Genomic DNA, 26326 nt, shown 5'->3' with positions numbered 1-26326 from the left:
CCTCTAGCCCTCTTCGTTGATCTGAACGGGCGCACCGGTAATCTGCGTGGCGCCTGTACTCTTCGTGACGATCAAGTCGGAACTGATCTCGATTTTTCCAGGCATGAGCGTGATGCTGCTGCCCTGGACCTGCAACACGATCGCGGTCTGGGCGCTGATGGTGATGGATTGCTCGTTGACGGTTAGCGAGAAGGCACCCTCCTGGACGCTGATCTGGGTATTGCCTGTGATCGTTTCGGTGTGGGTACCGCCGACCGTGATAGCGCGGTTGTTACCCACGGCGTGGGTCTCATCCACTTCGATCTCGGTATCCATGTTGCGCTCGGCATGCACGATCACCTGCTCGGCGCCCTGCTTGTCCTCGAAGCGGAAGAAGTTGGCGGTGCCGCCGTCGCCCTTCAATGACCGGGTCAGGAAACCGCTCTGGGTCTTGTTCGCCGGTAACGCCCACGGCGGCGTATTCTGCGAGTTGTACACGCTGCCCATGATCAAAGGGCGGTCGGGGTCGCCATCGAGGAAGGCCACCACCACTTCATCGCCAACGCGCGGAATCAGGATGCTGCCGAAACCACCACTGGCACCGGATTGCGCCACGCGTACCCAGCAGGAGCTTTTGTGGTTGAACTCGCCGAGGCGGTCCCAGTGGAACTGGACCTTCACGCGGCCCAGTTCATCGGTGTAGATCTCTTCGCCTGGCGGCCCGACGATGATGGCGGTTTGCGGACCGGAGATGGTCGGTTTGGCGGCGCTGTTGGTAGGGCGGAACTTGATCTTGCTGCGCACGCAGGTGAACCGGTTGCCATAGCCGGCCTGACCGCCACTGAGGTAGTTGTTGCTGCCGCCATGCCGGATATACATGGGCAGGAACTGGCGGTCCTCGGCCGAGCCGTTGTCGTGGTCGAAATGCTGGGTGAGCTCGAAGGTGTAGCCCAGGCGCAGTGCGCGGCAGTTGCTTTCGCCTGCGAATGTCTTGCCTTGCAGTTCAATGGCTTCGATGCGGTTACGCGCCAGGATTTCGCCCTGGTCGCTGTCGCCGTGGGTGTAGTGGCCCATGTAATCGTAGATTTCGAACTGGTCGACATCACCCTGGTTGTTGAGGCTGGCCATGCTCACCGGCAGGCGATTGCGCGGCTGGCGGTAGTCGAACGTCTGCGCCGAGAAACGCCCCGATTGCAGCGTACGCTGGGCGGTCCAGTCGGTGATGGAGTCGGCGGTTTCAGTCACCGAGGCGCTATGGAAGCGAATTTGTGGCTGTTCGGGCAGCGGCGTCAGCACGGTGGAGTCGTCCATGATGATCATGGTGTGGCCGTCAGCGGTGTGCTCGAAGTAGTAGAACAGGCCTTCGCTTTCCAGCAACCGCAGCACGAAGTTACGGTCGTTTTCACGGTACTGAGTGATGTAGCTCTGCTGCTTGAGTGCGCGGCTGACGCGGAACTCGAACTTGGCCAGGCCTTCGTAGCGGCTGAAGATACTGGTGACCACCTGAATGATGGTCTGGTCCTGGAAGATCTGCGAATCAAACCGCTGGGCCAGCATGTTCAGCCACGACCCGAGGGTGGCGTTGTATTGGCACATGCCGCCGTCGCTGCCCTTGTTGGCGAAGCTGATAATGTGGCCATGAATGTACCGGCTGCCGCCAGTGGACAATTCAATTTCGATCAGTGTGGGCTGGCCGATGGCCGTCTTCAGCTCGACGTCGGCGCTTTCGCTGATCAGTTGCAGTTCGAAGGCGAAGTCACCGGACAGCGCCTCGTAGCCGCCGAAGGACTCGAGCAGCAGCTCCTGACCGCCCTTGAGTGGCAGGGTGATTTTGAACAGCCGCTGGTTCTGCGCTGTGAACAGGGCGGAAAGGTCCATCGACATGGTGATCTCCTTGAAAGCTAGTTGCTAGGCCGTGGTGCGCAGGGCGTAGCGGGTAATCGGTTATTTCGGGGACCGTCGCAAGCCTGAGGCCCACCGGTACAGACGGACGAGCCACCACCGGCTGCGCGCCTCGCGAATTTCCTCGATATTTTCGAAGGTGTAGAAAACGCCCTGTTCTCGCTCCTGCGCGCGAAGGGTGCGCAGGCCGCGGATCAGGTGGCGGAAGTAGAAAAGCAGGGACGCCGTTGTCGTAAGCGACACAAGGGTCATCGGCAAAGAGCTTTTCGAAGCAGCCGCCATGTTTATAACTATATAAATAGCAAAAATAATAATTAACGATAAGGGCAGGTTTGGAGTCCATCCATCCCACGGTAAGCTCTTGACGCGGCGAGCAACGACTTTGAAAGACGGGACAAACGATCGGGTGAAATAGACCCATGACGCCAATGCACTAATAACCGCAGCGACGGCCAAAGAAAACAAATCTGCTTGCCATGACATCCATCCCCAATCATCGCTAGCCAATGTGTGGGCTGTACTGCAAGACATAAACGCGAAAGAGATAAAGGGCAAATAAACCACAAAGTTTGCGAAAGAGGTGAATCGTTCATTTGCATACGTCAAGTACATTGCATACAGAATTAGGACAACCAGCGCCGGCCAAAAAAACCACGGAAAAATGGGCACCAAAAGTGCGTAGAAGCCACTAAAAATGCCCACAAGAACCGCGCAGGCCAGCGGCGCCTTTTTGATACTATCTGGGGAGGTGATGATCATCACGAATGGAAACCCGCCGGTGAGACCTTCTTGAAATCGCACAGCCCCCGCGAGAACACTTTCAAAATGCCAAACCTGCCATAAACAAGGCGCGAATTTTCTGATGATGTGGAGATGCATCGGTCATCATCACCGCGCGCCTTTCAGTATTTTCGAAGCCAGCCTGCCAACTATCCACTGACTGCGCACATGCCGGACTTCTTCCAGATTTTCAAACGTGTAGGCACAGCCTTGGACACGCTCTTGAGCCGTCAAGGTTCGCAGCCCCCTGATAACATTTCGGCTATAAACAATGAGAAACAAACTACAGGAAAACATTGCGACAGCCATCGTCATCAGAACGGTTTCTGCACTAAACAGTTTAACGATAATGGCCGACCCACCCGCCGTCAGCCCCCCACAAGCGCGCTGTACCTATCGACTTTAACGTGTAGGCTAACAACCCGACCCTTTTGAACATCGAAGGGAAAACTTGATGCCTTAGTCAAGCTAACCCAAAGGTAAACCGCAGTAATCACTGATGCAAAAACAAAACAACTCACTAATGCTAAATGGAGCGGATAACCCCATTCGTTCTTCATCAAAAAGAAAACCGCCAACACGCCCAAGAAGGCAACCATTGCCACCATCCCTATCATCATAGTATTTGCATAGCGTGTGAAACGCTCATTTACATACGCAAGCATGAACGCTTGGAATATCAAAAATATACAAATAAAAAAGTAGGGCAGCCACAACCAAGGGACGGCCTGTGCCAATGCTGCACCGAAGCCGGCGAAAAATATAGCTAAGGCAAATGGGCTGCTTCGCATAGTGCTTGGAAAAGTATTAAACATTATTTACCACTTGGTTAAAAAATCGCCAATGCTTTTGTCTGCGCCTGATTCACCCATTGCATATTGCGCGAGCCACCCTGCGGACAGGCCAATGGCCAATACTACGACGAAGGGGACAGCCGTGCTGGCGAACACAACCGAAACGACAACACCGGCGCCAAATGCCGCTACGTTTGTGGGTTGACTGTATGCACTTTTATTGAGGAATTCGTGGACGCTATTTGAGTTAGTGGCGTCAATATACGCTTGGGGACCTACTGCAAGCAGCGCCCCAACCGAGTTTCCGCTTAGCACCTTTGCAGCACCCGTTGCTCCATTGGCATGCACCCAACTCCACTTGCCCAGCCTAGGCGCAGTCCCAGCAGCCGGAACTCGAACATGTGTATTTCCAGATTTATTTAAAATCCGGTAGTTGGTGGCCTGTGCAGTTAATGGTATTTCCAGGTGCAGCACGCCATTCACACGTACTAATTTTATACGGCCTTTAAAATGGCGGTTAGCCTTCGTGTAATTTTTCGAGCCACCACTTTTTGCCCAAGCTTGTAGCTTTTTCCTGAGTGCAGGCGTCATATCCAGCAGGTTGTTTACTGATGTTGTCTGAGCAGCCCCAGCTATTAGCCCCCCCACTCCAGCAAGCGTGCCCGGCAAATTTGCAGCGGAAAACATGAGCGGTCCTATAACAGGAATACCCTCGGCAGCCTTCTGTAATTCCACCATTTCCTCGAAGCCGACTTTTCCCTCCTTGTACAGCTTGGCCATGAGGTCACGAAGCATCAATGCTGCCGCTTCCAGTTCCGCTGCACTCATTCCCGGATCGGGCGACTGCAGGTCATTGGCCAAAAACATCGCCGCGCCATAATCATCTGTGGCATAGAGCCCCCCAATGTTCAGCGGCGAGCAGGTAAACGCCCCCATCTGCATATCGGGCGCAGACGGCAGTGTGCCCTTGCCCAACAAACCAGGCTGGCGTTGAGGGCCGAGGTTGGCCATGGCGGTCTTGGGCAAGAGCATTTCATCCATGAACGAACACCCCTGCATTTAAGGCATGAAGCGGGTAGAGCGAACTGGAGAATGAAGCGGGAATAAAGGGCGACATGGGCGATCTCCATGAAAAACAGCGCTAACCCTCGCGCTGAGGCCTGTTACCGATGTCGAGGAGCTCCGTTTCGACACGGCTTGAAACAACAGTTCAGTAACCACCACGCCACTGAGCACAATTTTTCCGGGTGAAGACATGTTTCAGTTCAAACACGCTTCCCCCCAATCCTGGCTGGCAACTGCGACCTCTGGGCAAAAGAGGCCCCAAGCCCCCGGAATATCAGGGCTTTGGCCGGCAATCGCGAGTAACGCGGGTGGAATATGTTCGCGAAGGAGACACCGCTTGGACGGACGTGTCAAGTAACAGGGCATCTGACAAACAGTTTCCCAACGTTTGGAAATAGTGTCGATTTGATACCGGTGCGATATCAAAAAAATGGCACGGCGGTTCCAGATTGATTGGCTCCCCACAGTTCTTTGATCCCCATTTTTCCTCGGTTACAAAGATTTAAAAATTCGTGGAAAGCATTGCTCATCGGCGTTTGGCTCCAGGATTCGTAGGGCGAAAATCGGAAGATGTCATTTAGCTATCATTGATCTTTGTATCCGAACCGTAAACCATATGGATCCTTTTTTTGAAACTTTTACAAAAGCCTCGTGTCACAGCGGGAACTGATGGCAAACCGCCACAGAAACGCTATACACCCTTTGGCTTACGAAGCTCGGTACGCAAAGGCCCACGCCGCTCATTCGGTACGAGCGTGCAATTCGATGCGTCACCCGCGTTTGATTAGTCAGGCCGCCCCCGACTGACAGGACGTTGTGCCAGCTTCAAGGACGATGATTTCGATGACCCAAGCGTTTGACGTAGAAGCACTGATCAAGCTCAGACTGCAGACCCGCGCCATCTCCGATGTGCTGCGGGCGCAGGCTGCCGACTACCTGTCGACGCTTACCCCACTGCTGCGCCCACAAGCGCTGTTCGGCGAGTACCTTCAGGGCGCACCACGGGGCAGCGGGCGCGAAACCCAGCATCACTTCCGCGAGCTCAAGGAGCTGTACGACCGGGTGGCCTCGGCTTCGCCGTTCCAACTGGTGAGCGAACTGGAAGTGCCGTTGAGCCTGGTGAGCACCACCCCCGAATTGTTCCCGGTGGAATACGACATCGTGCTGGCCCAAAGCGGGCAGACGGTGCGCATCACCAGCCCGACGCGCTGGGTGGTGGGTTTCAACTCGTTCGACCTGGCGGGCTTTCGCAAAGTGGTACGCGACCCTAACCGCAGCAGTGCGGAACTTTATCGGTTTGTCGTCCACTACCTGGTGCTGTTCCAGTGCCTGAGCAAGGCTGCGGGGCTGAGCCGGCTGCTCGAAGGCCTGCGGTTCCCGGTGACCTACGAGCGCCTGAAGGATTTTGGCGACCTGCCGTTCTGCGTCATCAACTCGCCACTGACCGCCAGCCTGCCTGACGAGTCGGTGATCCGTAACAGCACCCAGATTGCCGGTACCTCCAGCTTCGAAGAACTGGTGGGCCGCGACAACATCCTGGGCATGAATGATGAAATCCGCGAGCGCCTGCTGCGGACGATCGAAGGACTGTAACGCGCGGGGCGCCAGCGCCCTCAACGTAAATGATTTGCTGCGAGCCACTCGCAAAAGGAGATCGCCATGGCGAAGAAGGAAAGTACCCAGCACAAACTGGACCGCGTGCGCTCACCACGCGTGCATATCACCTATGACGTGGACATCGGCGATGCTCAGGAAAAGAAAGAGCTGCCGTTCGTGGTTGGCGTGCTGGGTGACTTCACCGGCAACCCGCTGGAGCCTTTGCCCAAACTCAAGGACCGCAAATTCGTTTTCATCGACCGTGACAATTTCAACGGCGTACTCAAGGGCCTCAAGCCTCGCCTGACCTATCGCGTGGACAACACCCTGGCCAAGAACGGCACCCAACTGGGCGTGGAGCTGAACTTCAAGGCCCTTGAAGACTTCGAGCCGCAGAACGTGGTCAAGCAGGTAGAGCCGCTGCGCAAGTTGCTGGACGTACGCAACAAGCTGGCTGACCTGCGCAACAAGATGGGCGGCAACGACAAGCTCGAAGAGCTGTTGATGGACGTGCTGCAGAACACCGACAAGCTGGCAGCGCTGGGCAAGGAAATCGGCCGCCAGGCCGCCGTGCCTGCTACCGAAACGAAAGAGTGACTGGAGCCTGACGATGAACGACAAGCAAACCGCAACGCAACTGCAGAGCGACCTGGTTGAAGTCGACAGCCTGGCGCCCCAGGCCTCGTTGCTGGACAGCATCATTTCGGAAAGCCGCGTGGCCCGCTCGGAGACCGAGCGCACTCGCACCCGCGACTTGATCGAAGAGCTGGTGGCCCAGGTGCTGGAAGGTGAAGTGACGCCAAGCAAGGACCTGATCGCCGTGCTGGACGCGCGCATCGCTGAAATCGATGCAATGTTGTCCGAGCAGATGAACGAGATCATGCACGCTCGCGAGTTCCAGCAGTTGGAAGCTTCATGGCGTGGCCTGAAGTACCAGGTGGACCAGACCGAGACCAGCACGCAGCTGAAGATCCAGCTGTTCAATGCCTCGAAGAAAGACCTGGTCAAGGACCTGAAGTCGGCGTCGGAATTCGACCAGAGCGCGCTGTTCAAGAAGATCTACGAAGAGGAATACGGCACTTTCGGTGGCGCGCCCTTCGGCATGCTGCTGGGTGACTATGAGTTCACCCGCCACCCCGAAGACATGTACCTGCTGGAAGAGATCTCCCATGTGGCCGCGGCAGCCCACGCCCCGTTCATTTCGGCAGCATCGCCGGAACTGTTCGGTTGGGACTCGTTCACCGACATGGCGGGCCCACGTGACCTGGCCAAGATTTTCGACACGGTGGAATACGCCAAGTGGAAGTCGTTCCGCAATTCCGAGGATTCGCGCTACGTCGGCCTGACCCTGCCCCACGTGCTGGGCCGCCTGCCGTATGGCCCTGATACGGCGCCGGTGGAGGAGTTCAACTTCGTCGAGAACGTCGATGGCCGCGACCACAACAAGTACCTGTGGATGAACGCGGCATACGCGCTGGGTACCCGCGTCACTGACGCGTTCTCGCGCTACGGCTGGTGCGTGGCGATCCGTGGCGTGGAAGGGGGCGGCCTGGTGGAAGGCCTGCCAACGCACACTTTCAATACCGATGACGGTGAAGTGGCGCTCAAGTGCCCTACTGAAATCGCCATCACCGACCGCCGCGAGAAGGAGCTGTCGGACCTGGGCTTCATTCCCCTGGTGCACTGCAAGGGCACCGACTATGCCGCGTTCTTCGGCACCCAGTCGGCGCAGAAGCAGAAGCAGTACAACACCGATATCGCCAACGCCAACGCGCGCCTGTCGGCACAGCTGCAATACATCTTCGCTACCTCGCGTATCGCCCACTACATGAAGGCGATCATGCGCGACAAGATCGGCAGCTTCGCCTCGCGCAAAGACGTCGAGCTGTTCCTCAACAAGTGGTTGTCGGGCTACGTCCTGCTGGACGATACCGCCAGCCAGGAAGCGAAGGCCAAGTTCCCGCTGCGCGAAGCCCGCGCCGAGGTGTTCGAAGTGCCTGGCAAGCCGGGTGTGTACAAGGCTGTGACCTACCTGCGCCCGCATTACCAACTCGATGAACTGACCGCTTCGCTGCGGCTGGTCGCCGAACTGCCGCAATCCAGCCGCGGCTGATCGCACGGCATGCCACGGAGGCTGAGATGAGCACGTCACACAACCTGATGCCCTCGCTGTTCGACCGATTGCTGGACGACCGTCCGCACCAATCGGCCGAGGCGGCTTCGGAACGGCTGTGCTCATTGGCCGACTACAAGGCCAGCATCGTGCGTGACCTGGAGATCCTGGTGAACACCCGCCAATGCCTGGTGGCTGGGCAACTCAAGGGCTTCGCGCACCTGCACGGCACCATCCTGGACTACGGGATGCCCGACTTCACCAGCAAGGGTGTGTTGAACCCCGAGGACCGCCGCCTGATCCAGGACCAGCTGGAGAAAGCCATCAGTACCGGCGACCGGCGTTTTCGCAGCGTGAAGGTGCAACTGCTGGCCCAGCAGACTGGCCAGCGCATGCTGACTTTCCGCGTAGACGCATTGCTGCGCCTGCGTGACGTCAGCCGGCAGGTCACCTTCGACGCGGTACTGCAGGTCAACACCCAGGAATACACAGTGCAGAACCTGAACTGATGCTTGACGACCTGCTGCCCTATTACGAGAAAGAACTGTCGCACCTGCGATTCCTGGGGCAGGAATTCGCGCGTCAGTACCCGAAGATCGCTTCGCGGTTGCTCATCGAGGGCGACAACTGCGAAGACCCTCATGCCGAGCGGTTGATCGAGGGTTTCTCGTTCCTGGCGGCGCGGGTACACAAGAAACTCGATGATGAGTTCCCCGAGATCGTCGAGGCGTTTCTGGAGGTCATGTACCCCCATTACCTGCGCCCCACCCCAGCCCTGTCGATCGTGGAGTTCGACTTCGGCAAGGTGCCGAAAATCACTGCCGGCTATCAGGTGGAGCGCCACTCCCGAATCATCTCGAAGCCGGTCAATGGCGTGGACTGTATCTTCCGCACCTGCTACCCGGTGCACGCCTGGCCCGTGCAGGTTCGCGAAGCATCATTCATGGAAATGGAGCGCTCTGCGTTCAACGGCCATAGCGCGGATATCGTCGCGCGGCTGAGGCTGAGCCTGAATGCCGTGGAAGTACCGCTGGGCGACCTGGGGATGGACAGCCTGCGCTTCTTCCTGGACGGCGAAGCCACGTTGATGCGCCAGCTGTACGAGTTGCTGTTCAACAATCTCGCAAAGGCAACGCTGGTGTTCGAGGAAGACGGCCGGCGCCGCGAAGTGGCGCTGCCTGCCGACACATTGAAAACCGTTGGCTATGGCCTCGATGAAGGCCTGGTGGACTATTCCGAGCGCTCGTTCATCGGTTACCGCCTGCTGCACGAGTATTTCACCTTCCCCGAAAAATTCATGTTCTTCGACCTGACCGGGCTGGCCAGAGTACTCAAGGGCAAAGCGCTGGGGGCGGTCGAGGTCAACCTGTATTTCTCCGATTATGATTTGCACGAGCGGCTTTCGCGCCTGGCGCAGAACGTCAACCGCAACAACTTCAAGCTCAACTGCACGCCGGTCATCAACCTGTTCAGCCACCAGGCGGAGCCGGTGAAACTCACTCACGCACAGCACGAGTATCCGGTACGCGCCGATGCGCGCATGCATGCCACGGCAGAGGTGGTATCCATCGACCGTGTGCAGCGCGTAAAGAAAATCGGTAACCGCGACCAGGTCAGCGAATGCCACCCGTTCTTTGAGCCCCGTGGCGAGCAGAATCCCCACGCCAGCTACTGGATTGGCAAGCGCCGCCCAGGTGAGACCAACACAGACGCGAGCACCAACATGTTCATTCGCGTGGTGGATCGCAACCTCGAACTGCTCGATGCCAACAACGACACCTTGAGCATTCGCCTGACCTGCAGTAACCGCGACCTGCCGCAATTGATGCCGCTGGGGCAGCCAGGGGGCGAGTTCCAGCTGCCTGCCGATACGGTCATCCACGGCATTCGCTGCCTGCGCAAGCCTACGCCAGCGGCTCGCGTGCCCCTGGGAGGCGGCCTTATTTGGCGGCTGATTTCGCACTTGAACCTCAGCCATCTGTCGTTGGTGTCCCAAGGTCGCGAGGTGCTGCTGGAACTGCTGTCGCTGTACAACTACCGCAGCAATTCGGCACTGCGCAAACAGATCGACGGCATCGTGGCCATCAAGAGCGAGCCAGTGGTGGCACGCATTGGCCACCCACGCCCCAACTTCGTACGTGGCGTAGGCATCAACCTGACGGTGGACGAAAGCCAATACACGGGTAGCGGCGTCTTCCTGTTCGGCATGGTGCTCAACCACTTCTTCGGCCAGTACTGCACGGTCAACAGTTTCACTCAACTTACCCTGCGCTCGATGCAGCGCGAAAAGAGAATCGTCCAATGGACTCCAAGAACCGGCGATCAACCCCTGGTCTGATCGACCAGGCGAGGGCGGAGCCGTACCGATTCGAGTTCTTTCAATTGGTGCGATTGCTGCGCCTGCATTACAGCAGGGCGGGCCGCATGGACCCGGAAACGCGGCCGCATGAAGATCCGCTACGTTTCCGTTCGCAATTGTCGTTGAACTTCCCTGCCAGTGAGGTGAGCGACCTGCAGTTCGAGCGCCCCGGGGTGCTGTCGGCCGCCGACCAGCCGCTGTCGGAAGTGCAAATCACCTTCATGGGGCTGGTAGGCCCGTCGGGTGTATTACCGCGCCCGTATACCGAGATGCTCATCAACCGCCATATTCAATACCGCGATGATGCCGCCCACGGCTTCCTGGACCTGTTCTCGCATCGCATGGTCGCGCTGTTCTATGAGGCATGGCAAAAATACAAGTTTCACATCGAGTTCGAACGCAACGGCAGCTCGTCGTTTGACCGCTACCTGTTGAACCTCGTGGGTATGGGCCCGGTGGCACAGAAGCGCAAGTTTGACGAGGGGAAGTCGTCGCTGCGCCGAGAAGTGTTCAACTACTTCTCGGGCATGTTTGCGCAGAAGCCTCGTAACGCGCTGAGCCTGCAAAGCATGCTCAACTTCTATTTCTCGCTGCCTTTCAAGGTCAAGCCCTTCGCCGGGCGCTGGCTGAAGCTGGACGATAGCCAGTGCACGCGCCTGGGCCGCAAGAACTCGACGCTGGGGCAGAGCGCCCTGGCAGGCAACCGGGTGTGGGATTACCAGTCTTGCGTACGGGTAGAAATCGGGCCGCTGGCATTGGCTGATTACCAGCGCTTCCAGCCCGGCCAGACCGACTACGCACGACTGGTGGAACTGCTGCGGTTTTACCTGGGCGCGGAGCTGGATTTCCAGATAGCCCCCATGCTTGAGGCCAAGGCGGTGCCCCTGGCCACGCTTGGCCGCAAGGGCAACCTGGCGCTGGGCTGGCTGGGTTGGCTCAAGCGCCCTGACTCGGACGTCGCACCCTCGCGTTGCGCGCTCTTCAACCTACCTTTTGATGGGGTTTCCCTGTGAACCTGAAGTCCCTGTTCGCCAAGTTGAACGATACCTGCCGCAACGCTACCGAAGGGGCGGCTGCACTGTGCCTGTCCGAGCGCCACTATGAAGTGGATGTCGAGCATCTGCTGCTGCAGTTGCTCGAGGCGGGCGACATCGATCTGCGCCCTGTGTTGCGCCATTACGAGGTGGTGGAAGAAAGGCTGCAGGCGCAGTTGGTGACCGCCCTGGGTACGTTCAAGACTGGGAATACCCGCACGCCGGCCTTGTCGCCCCATATCACTCGGTTGATCGAGCGTGCCTGGGTCATCGCCTCCATCGAGTTCGGCCAGACCCAGATTCGCAGTGGCTATCTGCTTCAGGCCCTGCTGGATGATGACGAGCTGCGCCGCGTGGTGCTGGGGTCGGCAAGCGAGCTGGAAAAAATCAATGTGGACGACCTGCGCGCCAACCTCGCGGCCCTTACCCAGAACAGTGGCGAGGCCGCCCTGGCTCGGACGCTGGACAGCAGCGGGCCAGCGCCAGCAAGCTCGGTGAAAGGCAGCGGCAAGACGCCTGCCCTGGACCAGTACACGGTCAACCTGACTCAGAGCGCCCGTGAAGGGCGCATTGACCCGGTGCTGGGCCGTGAATTCGAAGTGCGGCAGATGGTGGATATCCTGACTCGTCGCCGCCAGAACAATCCGATACTCACTGGCGAAGCAGGTGTGGGCAAGACCGCGGTGGTCGAGGGGCTGGCGCTGCGTATCGTGCAAGGCGACGTGCCTGCGGTACTGAAGGACGTGGCCATCCACACGCTGGATTTGGGCTTGCTGCAAGCGGGCGCTGGCGTCAAAGGTGAGTTCGAGAGCCGGCTGAAGTCGGTGATCGAGGAAACCAAGCGCAGCCTGCACCCTATCATTCTGTTCATCGACGAAGCCCACACCTTGATCGGCTCCGGCGGCCAGGCAGGCCAGAATGACGCGGCCAACCTGCTCAAGCCTGCGCTGGCGCGGGGTGAGCTACGCACCATTGCCGCCACTACCTGGGCCGAGTACAAGAAATACTTCGAGAAAGACGCCGCACTGGCCCGCCGCTTCCAGGTGGTGAAAGTCGAAGAGCCTGACGAAGACCAGGCCATTCATATGTTGCGTGGCCTGCTGGGCAAAATGCAGGACCATCACAAGGTAGCGGTGCTCGATGAGGCGCTGACCCAGGCGGTGCGCCTGTCCAACCGCTACATCACCGGCAGGCAGCTTCCCGACAAGGCCGTGAGCGTGCTGGATACTGCGTGTGCCCGCGTGGCATTGGCGCAGTCGGCGCAGCCGGGCCTGGTGGAAGACAGTGCGCGGCGTATCGACAACCTGCAAGCCGAGATCCGCGTGCTGGAGCATGAGGCCAGCCGTGGCGGCGATCACGCCAAGCGTCTCGCTGCGCTTGCCTCCGATCTGGCCACTGAACAGGCGCGTCGCGAGGCGCTGCAGCAGCAGTGGCAACAGGAGTTGGAACTGGTCAAGGAGATTCACACGCTCAGCGCCAGCACCGATCCTGCGGCTGCCGCCCAGGATCTGGCCGCGTTGCGCCTGCGACTGACGCAGGTGCAGGGCGAGCAACCCCTGGTACATGCTCTGGTCGACGGCGGTACCATCGGCGAAGTGATCTCCGGCTGGACAGGCATTCCGCTGGGCAAGATGCTGCGCAACGAAATCGATACCGTTCAACGCCTGCCAGCCTTGCTTGGCGAGCGCGTACTGGGCCAGGACCATGCCCTGGAGGAAATCGGCAAGCGCATCAAAATCTCCCGTGCACGCATGGAAGACCCCAACAAGCCGATCGGCGTGTTCCTGCTCCTGGGCCCCAGCGGCGTGGGCAAGACCGAAACGGCCCTGGCGCTGGCCGATGCCCTGTATGGCGGCGAGCGCAACATGATCACGATCAACATGTCCGAGTACCAGGAAGCGCACACCGTTTCCAGCCTGAAGGGCTCCCCACCGGGTTACGTGGGCTATGGCGAGGGTGGCGTGCTGACCGAAGCCGTGCGCCGCAAACCCTACAGCGTGGTATTGCTGGATGAGGTAGAGAAAGCCCACCCCGACGTGCTGGAGCTGTTCTTCCAGGTGTTCGACAAAGGTGTGCTGGATGACGGTGAGGGTCGGGAAATCAATTTCCGCAACACCGTGATCATCCTCACGTCCAACACCGGCACCGAGCGCATCATGCAGTGGTGCCTGGGCAATGAACCGCTCCCCAAACCCGAGGACATCGTCGAAGGGCTGCGTGACGAGCTCAACCAGGTGTTCAAACCGGCGTTCCTCGGGCGCCTGAGCATCGTGCCGTATTACCCGGTGAAGGACGCCATCCTGGAACGCATCGTGGGGTTGAAGCTGGAGCGCATTCGCAAGCGCTTCGAGGCCAACCATCAGGCCGCGCTGAACTATGACGCCGAACTGGTCAAAGCGATCGCTGCCCGCTGCACCGAAGTGGACAGTGGTGCGCGCAACATCGACAACATCCTTTCCAAGACCCTCATGCCTGAAATCTCGCAGCGGGTGCTGGAACGCATGGCCCAGGACAAACCCATTCAAAGCTTGAGCATCAAGGTAGGCAGCGATGGCGACTTCGCCTACCGGTTGCGCTGATGACCAAGGCACAGGAACCCGCCATGAATAGCGCACAGATTTACTCTCGCCTCGCTCTACGCCCCGCCATGCGCACGCTGGCCGCCGTGGTTGCACTGATGGCACTCACCGCCTGCGGCGTGACCGACCGCATGGGCAAACGCATGGATGACACATGGGCTGGCGACATGTTGTTCGGCAACCAGGACAAGGTGCTGCTGACCACCGATGGCGGCAACCGCCTGAACCTGGACGCGGATGGGAAGCCGCTGTCGGTGGTGGTGCGGGTGTACCAGCTGACATCGCTGGACAAGTTCGCCGCCATTGACCCCGACAGCCTCTGGGACGACCCGAAGAAGGCGCTGGGCAGCACGCTGGTCAATGCGCGCGAACTGCTCCTGCTGCCGGGTATGGGCCAGGTCAACCAGTGGCCTCTGGAGCCCGCCGCGCAATACGTGGGCGTGGCAGCGTTCTTCCGCAGCGATGAGAAAGGCCGCTGGAAGGTGGCGTTCTCGGCGCAATCGCTGCGCAAGGACGGTATCTGGTTCTCATCGGACGGCGTACGTGTGCTGGCAGACCAGAACCGGCTTTTCGCGCTGCACGGCCGCAACGTGCTGAACGACCCTCAGCTTGAGAAGGCCTTGGCCGAATTCGCCGAACCCGCTGCCCAGCCAGCGGACACGACTGCCCTGCAAAATATTCAGGACGCGGCCACCAAAAAGGCTGCGGACACTGCCACCCAATCGGCACAGAAAACCGCCGAGTCCAAACTCGGTTCATTAGTGGAAGGCGTTCAATGAGCAAGCAGAGCCGGGTGATGTGGTCTGAGGGGATGTTTCTTCTCCCACAGCACTTCCAGTACCAGGATGAGTTCCATCAGCACCAGCTGGCCCAGGCTACCCTGCGCGCCACGCCTTTTCACTGGGGTGTACAGGCGCTGGAAGTCGACGAAGATGCGTTGACCGCTGGCACCTTGGCGCTCAAGAAGCTGAAGCTGGTATTTCCCGATGGCAGCCTCTACGACGCGCCAGCCCATGACCCGCTGCCTGCAGCACGTGACCTGTCGGAACTGGGCAAGGGTAACGACCTGAAGGTGTACGCAGCACTCAAGCTGCCCGAGCCCTTTGGCGTCAACTATGTAGAAGATGGGCAGGTGCAGAGCGGTGCGCGCCGGTTCCGCAAGCAGTTCGATACCCTGCCCGACCTGAACGAAGGCGACCTGGAAAACGAGATCACCAGCCTGCGCCTGAACGTGGTGACCTTGGTCGAAGGCGACAGCCTGGACGGTTATTCCTGGTGCCCGGTAGCGCAGATTTCGCGCAATGGCATCGGCGGCTTCAACCTGGACAACCACTATGTCCACCCGACCTTGCACCTGGGCAACCATGAAACCCTGGTAGGCCTGGCCCAGCGCCTGTTGTCGGCCCTGCAGACAAAGAGCAGCGCCTTGTCTGGCCGGCGCAGGGAACGCGCCGACCAGATCGCTCAGTTTGGTTCCAGTGACGTAACGCTGTTCTGGCTGCTGTATACCGTGAACCGGGCATACCCGGCGCTGGCGCACCTGCTGCACAACCCCCGCTTGCACCCCGAGCGTCTGTACCTGTTCATGGCCGACCTCGCCGGCAGCCTGCTGACGTTTTCCCTCGATACCCAACTGTCCGATATCCCGGCCTACGACCACCAGGATCCGGCGGCATCGCTGGTGAAGCTGGACGAGCTGATCCGTGTGATGCTGGACAATGTGGTCCCTAACCAGTGCATCACCATCGAGCTCACCCAGGTCAAGACCTCCTATTGGCAAGGTAGCCTGCGCGACCCACGCCTCAAGGAGGCCGACTTCTACGTATGCGTGCACGCGGACATGGCCGGCGCCAGCCTGCTTGACCTGGTGCCGCGCGCCATCAAGGTGGGCTCGCCTGAGGACATCGAAGTGGTGGTCAACGCTGCCATGCCGGGCGCGACCCTGAACCACGCCACACGCTTGCCCAACGCTATTCCGGTACGGCTGGACAACCATTACTTCTCCATCGAACCCCATGGCCGTGTGTACGAGCGAATGATGGATGCCCAAGCCATCTCGTTCTACGCGCCCAGTGCGTTTAACAACCTCAAGCTCGAATTGATGGCGGTGCTCAAATGACCGATGCCGTAATGCAGGACGCGGCCGTGACAGGCAAAACAACGCTCAAGGAAATGGTCAACGACTTCATCAGCATGGCGCTGTTGATCCGTCGCGGCCGCCAGGTGACCAGCACCGAAGCTTTCGACGCCAGTGTCGACGAATTCCTGACAGCCTTCGAGCGCCAGGCACTTGCCGCCGGTTACAGCGCCCAGCAAGTCCACGACACTCAATATGCCCTCTGCGCATTCCTGGACGAAAGCGTGATGCGCGCCAGCGCCGGGGACACGCCACTGCGCACGCGGTTTGAGCTCAACCCACTGCAGCTGCGCAAATTTGGTATTCACCTGGCCGGTGAAGGCTTTTTCGACAAGATCGATGCCTTGCGCGCCGACGTCAAAGCCAATGTCGATGTGCTGGAGGTGTATCACCTGTGCCTGGCACTGGGCTTCCAGGGCAAGTACACCCTGGACGACAAGGACCGCCTGCGTTACCTGGCCAATACCCTGGGCCAGGATATCGCCCGCTATCGCAAACCGCCAACACTGCTCTCCCCTGATTGGGCGCTGCCGGACCAGGTCTCGCAGATGCTGCGCTACGAGATCCCGGCATGGGTGTACGTGGCCCTGGTCGCGGTGGTGTGCGCGAGCGTCTACATGACGCTGGACTGGTTGCTGGGCAAAGATGTAGCTGCCCTCAGCGAACATATCAGCAAGCTGTTCAGCGCTTGAGTACGGCCCGGTAACCGGTCAGGACGACATGAAAAAGATACTGCACATTTTAAAAAGCTTCTGGTTGACGACGGTGGTCCTGTGGGCCGCGAGCATGGCCGCCTGCATGTACCTGGTTCCACGCCAGGATTGGGCCCGCGCCTATTTGCTGGAGTCGCTGGCCCTGGTCAGCGCGCTCTTCCTGCTGGCTATCGTCTTGCGCCAATACCAGCGCATCCGCACCGAGCACAACCTGGAGAACCTGGTCCAGAAGGAAGTGGACAAGTCAGTCAACGCTTCCGGTAGCGAGATGCGTGACCAACAGGTCTTGGCGCAGCGCCTCAAGCACGCTATCAACCTGCTGCGCGCCGATCGATCGGCCGGTGGTGGGGGCGCAGCTGCCCTGAATGACCTGCCGTGGTACCTGGTAGTGGGCGAATCGGCCGCCGGCAAGACCTCGTTGCTGACCCACTCGGGGCTGTCGGCAAGCATGGCCAGCGGCCAAGCCACTCCCGAAAGCGGGACGCAGTACTGCGATTGGTATTTCAGCCCCGATGCAGTGCTGGTCGACACGGCTGGGCGTTACCTCAAAGACGATAGCGCTTCGACCGAGTTCTCCGATTTCCTGCGCAACCTGAAGAAGCAGCGCCGCAAGTGTGCGGTCAACGGTATTGTGCTGGTGGTCAGCCTACCGGACCTGCTCTCGAGGACCGCGGCCAAACGTCAGGAGCTTGCCCAGGACTTGACGGCTCGCATCCAGGAATACAGCCGTCACCTTCAGGAGTCACCGCCGGTTTACCTGATACTGAGCAAGATCGATCAATTGCCAGGCTTCGAGCAGGCCTTCGGCGGTCTTGACCTGGGCGAGCGCCAGCAGCCATTGGGGATGACCTTTGGCCTGAATGAAATACCTCAACGCGGTCTGCGCAATGTGCTGGACACCAAGCTGGAGAACCTGCAGGTTCATGTACGCCGCCACGTCGACGCGCAGATCAACGCGCTGGGGGCCGATGCCAATAGCGCACTGCTCGACTTCCCCAGCTACTTCAATGGTATTTCCGAGGTACTCGAGCCCTTCCTCGAGCATTTCACTCGCCCACCGCAAGGCCCGACCGTAACCCTGCGCGGCCTGTACTTCACCAGTGCCGTGCAGACAGGCGCGCAATTGCCTCCTGTACACGAAGATGCGCTGGGCGAGACATTCTCGCTACAACCTGGCGCGCCTGTGACGGAGAAGGCGCAACCCGATCCCGGGAAAGTATCGGAGCGCAGTTTCTTCATCACCAACACGTTTCGCCAGGTCATTTTCCCCGACCGTGACCTGACGCTGTACCACTCCCAGACGAATACCGGCAAAGCACTGAACCCAACCGTCGTTACCTGTGCGGTGCTGGTTGGGGTAGCGCTGATCGGCTGGCAAGCCGTGTCGTTCAAGAACAACCGTGACTGGGTCAGCGGCCTGGACCGCCAGCTTGGCGAACTGGAGCAATCACCGGACAAGAACAACCTGCTGGCTTCAGGTCAGGGCCTTCAACTTCTGCGCGAGCAACTGCTGACCGTAGAGAAATACCGTGCCAACGGTGTGCCGTTGAAGCTGGGTGCTGGCCTGTACAGTGGCGAAGCTATCTTCCAGGCCAGCCGGTTGGCGTACCTGGAGCAATTGCGCACCCAGGCACTGGAGCCGGTTACGCGCCAGCTCCAGGTGCAAATCCGCGGGTTCAATGATTTTGCCCAGAGCCTTGAACTGGACAAGGCCCCGCCACCCGATACCAAGGCGCGCCAGCGTACGAACCTGGCCCGCGGCAAGAGTGTACCGGGGCTGAGCGCCGCTCTTGGCTCGACACCCCGTAGCATCAGCGATGCCAAGGGGCGCGTGCTCAATGGTGCAGCCACCGGCTTGCGCCAATCACGCAACGTAGCGCTGGCGGCGCTGCAGGATACAGCGCGTGAGCAGCCTGCCGACCCTGCCGGGGGGCTGTCGCTATCCGAAGAAACGCTATCGCGGCTGGATGAGCATCAGGTTGCCTCGGTGGTGGAGGCTTACAACGCACTCAAGCTCTACCTCATCCTGACCAACCCAGGCCTGCACCCGGAAGCGGAGTTCGTGGCCGCCGCATTGCCCGCAGCCTGGGCAGCCTCGAACGGCGACGCCCCAGTTTCGCAACAGGTGATTGCCAATAACGTGCCGGTGTATGTGCAACTGCTCAAAAGCGCAGAAGCCCCCCGGCTGGCGCGCAACGAACAACTGGTCAGTGCGGCACGCGACAATCTCAAGGCCTTCATGATTTCCAGTTCACTGGTGGACCGCGAGTACTTGCGTATTCAACTGGAGGCCAGCCGGAAATTCCCTGCGTTGACGCTGGCTGACTTCGTGCCCCTGCCTGGCCGCCAGCTGGTATATGGGAGCGAATCGGTGCCAGCGATCTTTACCCGGGAAGTCTGGGAAACCTTCGTGCGCCCGGAATTGATCAAGCTGGTGGCCGGTAACCTGCACAACGAGACTGACTGGGTGCTGGACGGCGAAGGCGGTGACAGCGTGGTGCAGAAAGCCAACTTCATCCGTGAGTTCATGGCTCGCTACAAGCGTGATTTTGCCCAGGCCTGGTATGGGATGGTGACCAGCGTCGGTATTCGCCACTTCACTGACCTGGCCAACGCCGCACAACAGCTTTCCTTGCTCAGTGACGTACAGAACTCGCCCGTCAAGAACCTGCTGTCGGCGGTCAACGACAACACGCAGTGGGACCTTCCCGCACACCCTGCCAACCATGAGGCACAAAGCCGAGCCAATGACGCGGTGGTGGAAAACCTGAAGGCAGGAAAGGCAGCACACATTGCTGACGCGGCAAGCTCCGCCTTGCCATCGATCAACGACGGCAGCCTGGCGAAGCGTTTCGAAGCCGTTGCCCGCGTTTTTTCCGCGCAGAATGCCGAAGGCGCCGATAGCACAGTGATGGACCGTTACCTGGCATCGCTGCGCAAGCTCAAGGTGCGGATCAACAATATCCAGCGCTCCCAGGATGTAGGCAAGAGCAGCAAGCAACTGATCAGCGAAACATTGGAGGGTCAGCCAAGTGAAGTGACCAACGTCCGCAACTACGTCGAGTCAACCGTTGACGCGAGCCAGGGCGGGCTGTCCAAGGCACTTCAGGGCCTGTTCACCCTGCCGGTCCAATTCACCTGGGCAACGCTGCGCGATCCTGCCGGCCAGCAGATAGCCAAGGCGTGGGCGCAGCAGATCGCCAAGCCTTGGGATCAGGTCATGGCCCACCGCTACCCCATTGCGCCCGATAGCCGCAATGAAGCTTCGGTCAAGGACCTCCAGCGCTTTGTAGACCCCGAGTCAGGATTGCTGCCGAACTTCAAGCGCAACGAGATCGGGAATCTGGCGGGCGGAGAAGGCCTGGGGATGAGCAGCGCCAAGGATGCCCCATTGGTGAACCCGAAGATGGTCAACAGCATCGACAGAGCCAGTGCATTGGGCCAGGTCATCGCCAGCCTTTCCGATCGAGACAATGGTTTCGAGATCATGCTCGACCCGTCGACCAGTTTCACCGACATCATCTTTACCCTGGACGGGCAAGTTCAGCATTACCGTAACGGGAAAACCTCGTGGACGCGTTTCTCCTGGCCTGGCACCACCACTGCCCCCGGGGCGCGATTGGATGTGGTGACGCTATCGGGCGAGCGCATGACTGTCTTCGATTTCCCCGGTCGCTGGGGCCTGTTGAAAATGAGTGACAGCGCCAAGGTCGAGGATCTGGATGGCATCCAGCAGCGTTTCACCTGGCCTACCAGCGCGGGGCCTGTGAGCCTCGCCGTACGCAACTACGGTGGCGTGAAGATGACTGACCTTGCCAACGTCAAGGCGCTCAGCGCCCTGAACGATACTGCGAAGGCGCAATAAGTGATGATTGGTTGCTTCGGGAAGATCCCTGCCAGTGCGGACTTCATCAGCCTCCATGGGGCTGGTGAGGAGGTTTGCGAGTTCGACGCCTGGCTGCAAAGCAACCTGGCGGAGTTGCAGCAACTGGATCACTGGCGCGAACGCTTCGACCGCTTGCCAGTTTGTTTCTTCTACTACCGCGCGCGGACCGGGCATGCGCTCATTGGCGGGCTGATCAGTGCAAGGGACTCCAGTGAGCGGCGCTATCCGTTCATGATTTTCCAGGTCGTGAAGGCTGGGCTGGCGGCGAAAATCGCCAACCCCTACACCCTGGCAGAACTGTTCAGCACGCAAATCAAGCCGCTTCTGCACCTGGCCTTGCAAGGCGAGCCCGCTGCCAGCCTTTTCGCTCGCATCAAGGAGCTGAGGCCTTTGCAGCCACAGGACATCGACTTGTTTGGCCGAGTGCAGCACAAGTTCTTCAACGATTTCACGTTGCGCGACATTGCCCGCTCACTGGAAAGCTCGTATCCGGAGTTCATTACTGGCGCCGCGCTTGAGCGCTTGCGCGTGCTGGGCATCGAATGGAAAACCATGCCTTTGCGCGCCGCCACCCTGCCGTTGCCGGCAGAACGAGGCCTGAAGAACCCGGTGGCTGATCTGTGGCTGGCATGGCTGGCTCGGCTCAACCCCGTTACCAGCCTTCCTGCCGTCAGCTTGCTGGCAGACGATTTCATGCGCCCTCGCCTGCTTTGCGTGCCCGACGTCGCGGCCCACTGCGCCTACCGGGTGCTCACAGGCGCCGGGGCGCGGGAGGAGCGTTACGACCTGCTGGAACCCTTTGACGTGTTCGATGAGCACCAACAGCCCCAGAAACATCCGGACCTGGACCTTCCTCTTTCGCAATTCATGAGTCGCTTCGCCGGCGCGCCGGAAGTGAAATACGTATGAACAAGATCAAATACTACTTCCTGCGCTACCAACCCTACCTATTGGGCGTGTGCTTTTTCCTGATCATTTTCCTGGTGTGGTCGGCTGGCCGCGCGCTCGGTTTCGAGTCGTTCCCCAGCCTGCTGGCTGGCATAGGGTTGTTCCTGGTGCTTTCAGCGGGGTACGTTCTTCTGATGTACAGAGGCGCCGCGCAGCATCGAGACCTGGAAGTACTGCTGCGCGACGATGCCGATCAAGCAGTGCTGGATGCAAGCCCCCAGGACCGGGAAGAAATCAGCCTGTTGCGCCAGCGCCTTCTGCAGAGCATTGAGCGGCTGCAGGGTGACAAGCGCCGAGGCGCCAAGGCCAAGGACGCACTGTACGCCCTGCCGTGGTACCTGGTAGTGGGCCAGCCTGCGGCGGGCAAGAGCTCCTTGCTATATACCTCGGGGCTCAACTTCCCTTATGCCGAAGTAAAGGCCGCGCGTGTGCCGGGCCTCGGGGGCACCCGCAATTGCGACTGGTTCTTCAGCTCCGAAGCCGTCCTGCTGGATACGGCAGGTCGCTACATGACCACGAATGAAGAAGCTGGCAAGTGGCGGGGGTTTCTAAGCTTGCTGCGCCAGTATCGGCAACGCCGGCCGTTGAACGGTCTGATTGTCACGGTAAGCATCCAGGACCTGATAAATGGCTCACTCCAGGAACAGGAGCGCCTCGCCAAGCAACTGCGCGAACGTATTCAGGAAAGCTACGCGCTACTGGAGGTGCAACTTCCTGTTTACCTGGTATTTACCAAGTGCGACCTGATACCGGGGTTCACCGCGTTCTACGAGCATCTTGACGATACCAGCCGCAGCGAAGTCCTGGGCAAGACATTCCCGCATGTGGGCTACGCGAAAGCCGATTGGGGGCAGCGTGTGGGAGCTGCCATGGACGAGCTTGCCCATTACTGGCAGCAGGTGGGTCAGCAACAGCTGGTGGCTCAAGACATCAAGATCACCAATGAAGATACGTCGGTCTACCGGTTTCCGCTTGAGTTCGCTGCGCTCAAACCGCGTGTCCAACAGTTTGCCGACGCACTTCTCAAGGCCAACCCCTATCAGAGCGCCGAGATGCTGCGCGGGTTCTACTTCACCTGCGCTCTGGACGCTGATCAGCCACAACCGGGCAGTCATTCACAACGAGTAGTTCAACGCTTTGCGCTGGATGGCGCCGACAGGGCCGCTGCGGGAGTACAACGTAACCGATCGCTGTTTATCACCAGCCTGTTCAGGAAAGTGATCATTCCTGACCAGCATCTCGTCGCGCTGTACACCTCCAATCGGCGAGAAAAACGACGCAAGGCCGGGTGGGTAGGCAGCGCCGTGGGCGTGGCATTGTTGCTGTGCGGTTTGTGGGGCTGGTCGTATGTGAACAATGCAGCAACGCTCGCCCGGATAGACGCGCAGCTTCAGGCCGCCAGCACTGCCGATGCAGGCGCGCCGACAGGCTATACCGCATGGCAAACCCTCGATGGGCTGCGCGAATGGACCGCGCACTACTATGAGGCCCACCACGGCGCGGGTGTTCCACTGCGCATGCGCATGGGGCTCTACACCGGATACGAGATAGAACCGGTACTGCGGGAACGCTATTTCTCGCGCTTGGAGTCCGTGATGCTCAAGCCGACCGGCGATAACCTGACGCGCTCGCTTTACCTGCTGACGACCATCAAGGTCTACCAGCGCAATTCAAAAGAGCTGGCGCCGGTTTCCGGCATCGATAGCGTGGAGCCCAAGGCGCTGCCCGCGGATAACCGGGCACAGACCGTTGCCAGCTTCGGCCAGAACACATTGGACACCTATCTGATGTTGTCCCGCGCACCACGCGACGCCATTGATGCGACGCTGTTGAAAAGCCGCATGCCTGACTTTTGGTACCCAGACATCGCTCAGCGCCTCAAGCGCGATGGTAGCCCGGAAACAGCTCAGGATTATGAATACGCCAGCCGCCAAGTCGACTTCTATGCCGAGCAGCTCCATGAGGCGGATGTGCCCCGTATTCTTGATAACGCGTTCCTGGCCTCCAGTTCGCGAAACTACATCAATAGCTTGCTGAGCCAATCGTTGCATTCGATTGAGACCATCACCCTGGAGTCCGACACCCTGTTCGCCTTTGCCCGTGCCGACTTCCAGAGCCTGAAGGCAGAGGGTCAAAGGCAGCTGAGCGCGATCGCCGGCAAGCTGTTGAGTACGCCAAACGTCGGCAAGATCGTGATTTCCGGCCATGCCGACCAACTCGGCGACCCCCAGGGAAACCTGCGCGTTTCACAGGAGCGCGCGCAAACCATCAAGACCTATCTGGTAGGTAAAGGTGTGCCGGCGGATCTGGTGCAGGCAGTTGGCGAAGGCAGCCAGAAGCCACTTGTGAAATGTGACATGCAGCTGCCGCGTACGGAATTGATCCAGTGCCTGGAGCCGAACCGCCGAGTGGAAATTGAAGTGCGGGCGCTGAACTGAGCGCCGCATGATCCGAAAAATCGACGTTCGCACCCAAGGGATGCGGGCGTCGTAAACAGACCTCTCTTGATACTCAAAGAGGTTAAGTCGAAGGGCGACGGTCTAGCAGTAGATTGATGGAAGCCCATTTTGTAGAAAGGAGAAAGTAACATGGCTTTTGATGCATACATCCAGATCGACGGTATCCCGGGTGAAGCAGTTGACGACAAGCACAAGGACTGGATCGAAGTCCTGGGCTACGAATACGGCGCCACCCAGGCTACCTCGGCGACCGCAAGCTCGTCGGGTGGTGCCTCGTCGGAGCGCGTGGCACTGACCGACTTCACTATCCGCAAAGCGGTGGACAAGGCTTCGGCCAAACTGTTCGAAGCGTGCTGCAAAGGTACGCACATTTCCAAGATCCAGCTGGCAGTGAACCGTGCTGGCGGTGACAAACTGACCTACCTGACCATCGACCTGGAAGAAGCAGTGGTCTCCTCGGTCAACTTTGTTGCCGGTGGCAACCAGAACGGTGAAGACAAAGCCGTCAGCGATCTGCCTGTCGAAGAAATCAAGTTCAACTTTGCCCGCATCAAGACCACCTATACCCAGCAGAACCGTACTGACGGCCAGGCTGGCGGTAACGTGGTAGGTGGCTGGGACCGCACAGCGAACAAGACGTTCGCTTGATTACCAGCTGATGCCCCACGGGCATTGAGCACTTGGATGCCCATGATGACACCGCGTCGATCTGATCGACGCGGTGTTCTTTTTTCCATTTTGCATAGAGCCTGACATGTCTGAAACCCTCCGTGACCTTTCAATGGCGGACCTGACCGCGCCCATTAACGGCGCGAGCGGCGAAGACCTCAGCTTTTCTCTCCTTTTTGATCAGATCAAAGAGGCCCGCCGTGCAGACCCTGACTACTTGACCCAGGGGGATTGGCAAACGGATCTCAAGAGTTCTGACTGGGATCTGACTATCCAACTGTCGGCACAAGGCCTCGCGCATCAGAGTAAGGATTTGATGCTTGTGGCCTGGCTCAATGAAGCACTGGCGCAAAAGTATGCTTTCGAAGGCATTACCTTCGGTCTCACCCTGGCGACGCAGATTCTGGAGCAATACTGGCCGTCCCTTTATCCGTCACTGGATGAAGGCATAGAGGAGCGTGCTGCACGCTTGAATTGGCTTAAGGCATCGTTGACGGATGCCGTAGGTATGCTCCCCATAACCCAAGGTGATGGGTTTGGTTTGATTCGGTACGACGAATCTCGCCATGTGGAAAATCTTGCACTGCAGAACCCCAAGGCGATGGCGACTGCTTTGGACGAAGGGAAGATCAATGCGGATATTTTTCAACGTTCTGTGGTGTTGACGGACAGTGATTACCTGCATGAAAAAGCCGAACACATCCAGATAGCATTGCTGGCTTGCCGCACTCTACAAGCTCGTGCAGACCATTTTTTCGGCGCGGATGCTCCAAGCTTCGCGACGCTCGATGATGCGCTCCACAGAGCCCAACAGCTTGCCGTAAGGCTATTGAAAGACCGTGGAATCGAACTGAATGCACCGCCTGCCGAGGCCGATCCTGTGATGCCAGATATCGATGACCCTACCCCCCCTACTCCAACTTCTGCCAAGGCAGCACCTGGCGCCTTGCGTACCACTCCCGTTAGCCGGGAAGAAGCCTTTTCAATGCTTGCCGGGGTAGTTCAATACTTTAAGCAAGCAGAGCCTCATAGCCCCGTTCCCTATCTGGTCGAACGCGCGATCAAGTGGGGGAACATGCCGTTGGAGAGCTGGCTTAGCGATGTGATAAAGGACAATGGCGTTGTGGATAGCATCAAGGATGTGTTGGGCACCAAAGAGTCAAAAAACTGAATCGAGCGGTGCTGATCTTGACATCGGTGCCTGGTCATCGGACCGATGCAAAGCTTGATAGAGCCCCTTAACTGAAAAAGCCCCGGTTGCCTGAGCAGCCGGGGCTTTTTTGGCGCTATCGGCTGTGCTCGTGTTGTCCGCA

At 59.1% G+C, this 26326-nt stretch carries 19 protein-coding genes; 15 read left to right on the top strand and 4 right to left on the bottom strand.

The features are described 5' to 3' along the window. Positions 1-3 precede the first annotated feature (3 nt). The 4 genes from tssI to HWQ56_RS00755 all read right to left on the bottom strand — a co-directional run bounded on the left by tssI (position 4) and on the right by HWQ56_RS00755 (position 4496). Complete coding sequence (tssI, locus tag HWQ56_RS00770; RefSeq protein ID WP_176569551.1) at positions 4-1863, bottom strand: type VI secretion system tip protein TssI/VgrG; 1860 nt, start codon at positions 1861-1863, stop codon at positions 4-6. 60 nt (positions 1864-1923) lie between these two features. Continuing rightward, a complete protein-coding gene (locus HWQ56_RS00765) occupies positions 1924-2760 on the bottom strand; it encodes a hypothetical protein (protein ID WP_176569550.1) in 837 nt (278 codons plus the stop codon). A gap of 269 nt (positions 2761-3029) precedes the next feature. After that, complete coding sequence (locus tag HWQ56_RS00760) at positions 3030-3476, bottom strand: hypothetical protein (RefSeq protein WP_176569549.1); 447 nt, start codon at positions 3474-3476, stop codon at positions 3030-3032. A gap of 3 nt (positions 3477-3479) precedes the next feature. Beyond that, positions 3480-4496, bottom strand: coding sequence for a hypothetical protein (locus HWQ56_RS00755; protein WP_176569548.1), 1017 nt, complete (start codon positions 4494-4496; stop codon positions 3480-3482). Between the two features lie 867 nt (positions 4497-5363). Between HWQ56_RS00755 and HWQ56_RS00750 the strand changes: the two genes are divergently transcribed. The 15 genes from HWQ56_RS00750 to tssA all read left to right on the top strand — a co-directional run bounded on the left by HWQ56_RS00750 (position 5364) and on the right by tssA (position 26184). Then, positions 5364-6113, top strand: a complete 750-nt coding sequence (locus HWQ56_RS00750) for a hypothetical protein (RefSeq protein WP_176569547.1) — start codon at positions 5364-5366, stop codon at positions 6111-6113. A gap of 66 nt (positions 6114-6179) precedes the next feature. Then, positions 6180-6713: a type VI secretion system contractile sheath small subunit gene (tssB, locus tag HWQ56_RS00745; RefSeq protein WP_176569546.1), complete on the top strand. Its 534-nt coding sequence runs from the start codon at positions 6180-6182 to the stop codon at positions 6711-6713. 13 nt (positions 6714-6726) lie between these two features. Beyond that, positions 6727-8229: a type VI secretion system contractile sheath large subunit gene (gene tssC / locus HWQ56_RS00740; RefSeq protein ID WP_176569545.1), complete on the top strand. Its 1503-nt coding sequence runs from the start codon at positions 6727-6729 to the stop codon at positions 8227-8229. 26 nt (positions 8230-8255) lie between these two features. Continuing rightward, a complete protein-coding gene (tssE, locus tag HWQ56_RS00735) occupies positions 8256-8738 on the top strand; it encodes a type VI secretion system baseplate subunit TssE (RefSeq protein ID WP_176569544.1) in 483 nt (160 codons plus the stop codon). After that, positions 8738-10567: a type VI secretion system baseplate subunit TssF gene (tssF, locus tag HWQ56_RS00730; RefSeq protein ID WP_176569543.1), complete on the top strand. Its 1830-nt coding sequence runs from the start codon at positions 8738-8740 to the stop codon at positions 10565-10567. The genes tssE and tssF overlap by 1 nt, the downstream gene beginning before the upstream one ends. Next, positions 10531-11601 carry a type VI secretion system baseplate subunit TssG gene (gene tssG, locus HWQ56_RS00725; RefSeq protein WP_176569542.1) on the top strand — a complete coding sequence of 357 codons (1071 nt, stop codon included), beginning with the start codon at positions 10531-10533 and terminating at the stop codon, positions 11599-11601. Before tssF ends, tssG begins: the two co-directional genes overlap by 37 nt. Next, positions 11598-14201: a type VI secretion system ATPase TssH gene (tssH, locus tag HWQ56_RS00720; RefSeq protein WP_176569541.1), complete on the top strand. Its 2604-nt coding sequence runs from the start codon at positions 11598-11600 to the stop codon at positions 14199-14201. The genes tssG and tssH overlap by 4 nt, the downstream gene beginning before the upstream one ends. A gap of 23 nt (positions 14202-14224) precedes the next feature. Then, positions 14225-14980, top strand: coding sequence for a type VI secretion system lipoprotein TssJ (gene tssJ / locus HWQ56_RS00715; RefSeq protein WP_425331927.1), 756 nt, complete (start codon positions 14225-14227; stop codon positions 14978-14980). Next, positions 14977-16320, top strand: a complete 1344-nt coding sequence (gene tssK, locus HWQ56_RS00710; protein WP_176569540.1) for a type VI secretion system baseplate subunit TssK — start codon at positions 14977-14979, stop codon at positions 16318-16320. Before tssJ ends, tssK begins: the two co-directional genes overlap by 4 nt. Beyond that, the gene (gene icmH / locus HWQ56_RS00705) at positions 16317-17030 is read left to right on the top strand and encodes a type IVB secretion system protein IcmH/DotU (RefSeq protein WP_176569539.1); all 714 of its coding nucleotides are present in this window, start codon (positions 16317-16319) and stop codon (positions 17028-17030) included. Before tssK ends, icmH begins: the two co-directional genes overlap by 4 nt. A gap of 28 nt (positions 17031-17058) precedes the next feature. Then, a complete protein-coding gene (locus tag HWQ56_RS00700; RefSeq protein WP_176569538.1) occupies positions 17059-20916 on the top strand; it encodes a type VI secretion protein IcmF/TssM N-terminal domain-containing protein in 3858 nt (1285 codons plus the stop codon). A 3-nt stretch (positions 20917-20919) separates the two neighbouring features. Beyond that, positions 20920-21846 (top strand): type VI secretion system-associated protein TagF, encoded by a 927-nt coding sequence (tagF, locus tag HWQ56_RS00695; RefSeq protein WP_176569537.1) that lies wholly within the window; start codon positions 20920-20922, stop codon positions 21844-21846. Continuing rightward, entirely contained in the window at positions 21843-24323 is a 2481-nt protein-coding gene (tssM, locus tag HWQ56_RS00690; RefSeq protein WP_176569536.1) for a type VI secretion system membrane subunit TssM, read from the top strand. Before tagF ends, tssM begins: the two co-directional genes overlap by 4 nt. Positions 24324-24473: 150 nt before the next feature. Continuing rightward, positions 24474-24992, top strand: a complete 519-nt coding sequence (locus HWQ56_RS00685) for an Hcp family type VI secretion system effector (RefSeq protein WP_176569535.1) — start codon at positions 24474-24476, stop codon at positions 24990-24992. A 106-nt stretch (positions 24993-25098) separates the two neighbouring features. Continuing rightward, complete coding sequence (gene tssA, locus HWQ56_RS00680; RefSeq protein ID WP_176569534.1) at positions 25099-26184, top strand: type VI secretion system protein TssA; 1086 nt, start codon at positions 25099-25101, stop codon at positions 26182-26184. The last annotated feature ends 142 nt before the right edge of the window (positions 26185-26326 follow it).

This window comes from Pseudomonas eucalypticola (assembly GCF_013374995.1).
Lineage (GTDB): Bacteria > Pseudomonadota > Gammaproteobacteria > Pseudomonadales > Pseudomonadaceae > Aquipseudomonas > Aquipseudomonas eucalypticola.
Note: the sequence above shows the minus strand (reverse complement) of the source record. Positions and strands in the feature narration are given on the sequence as shown.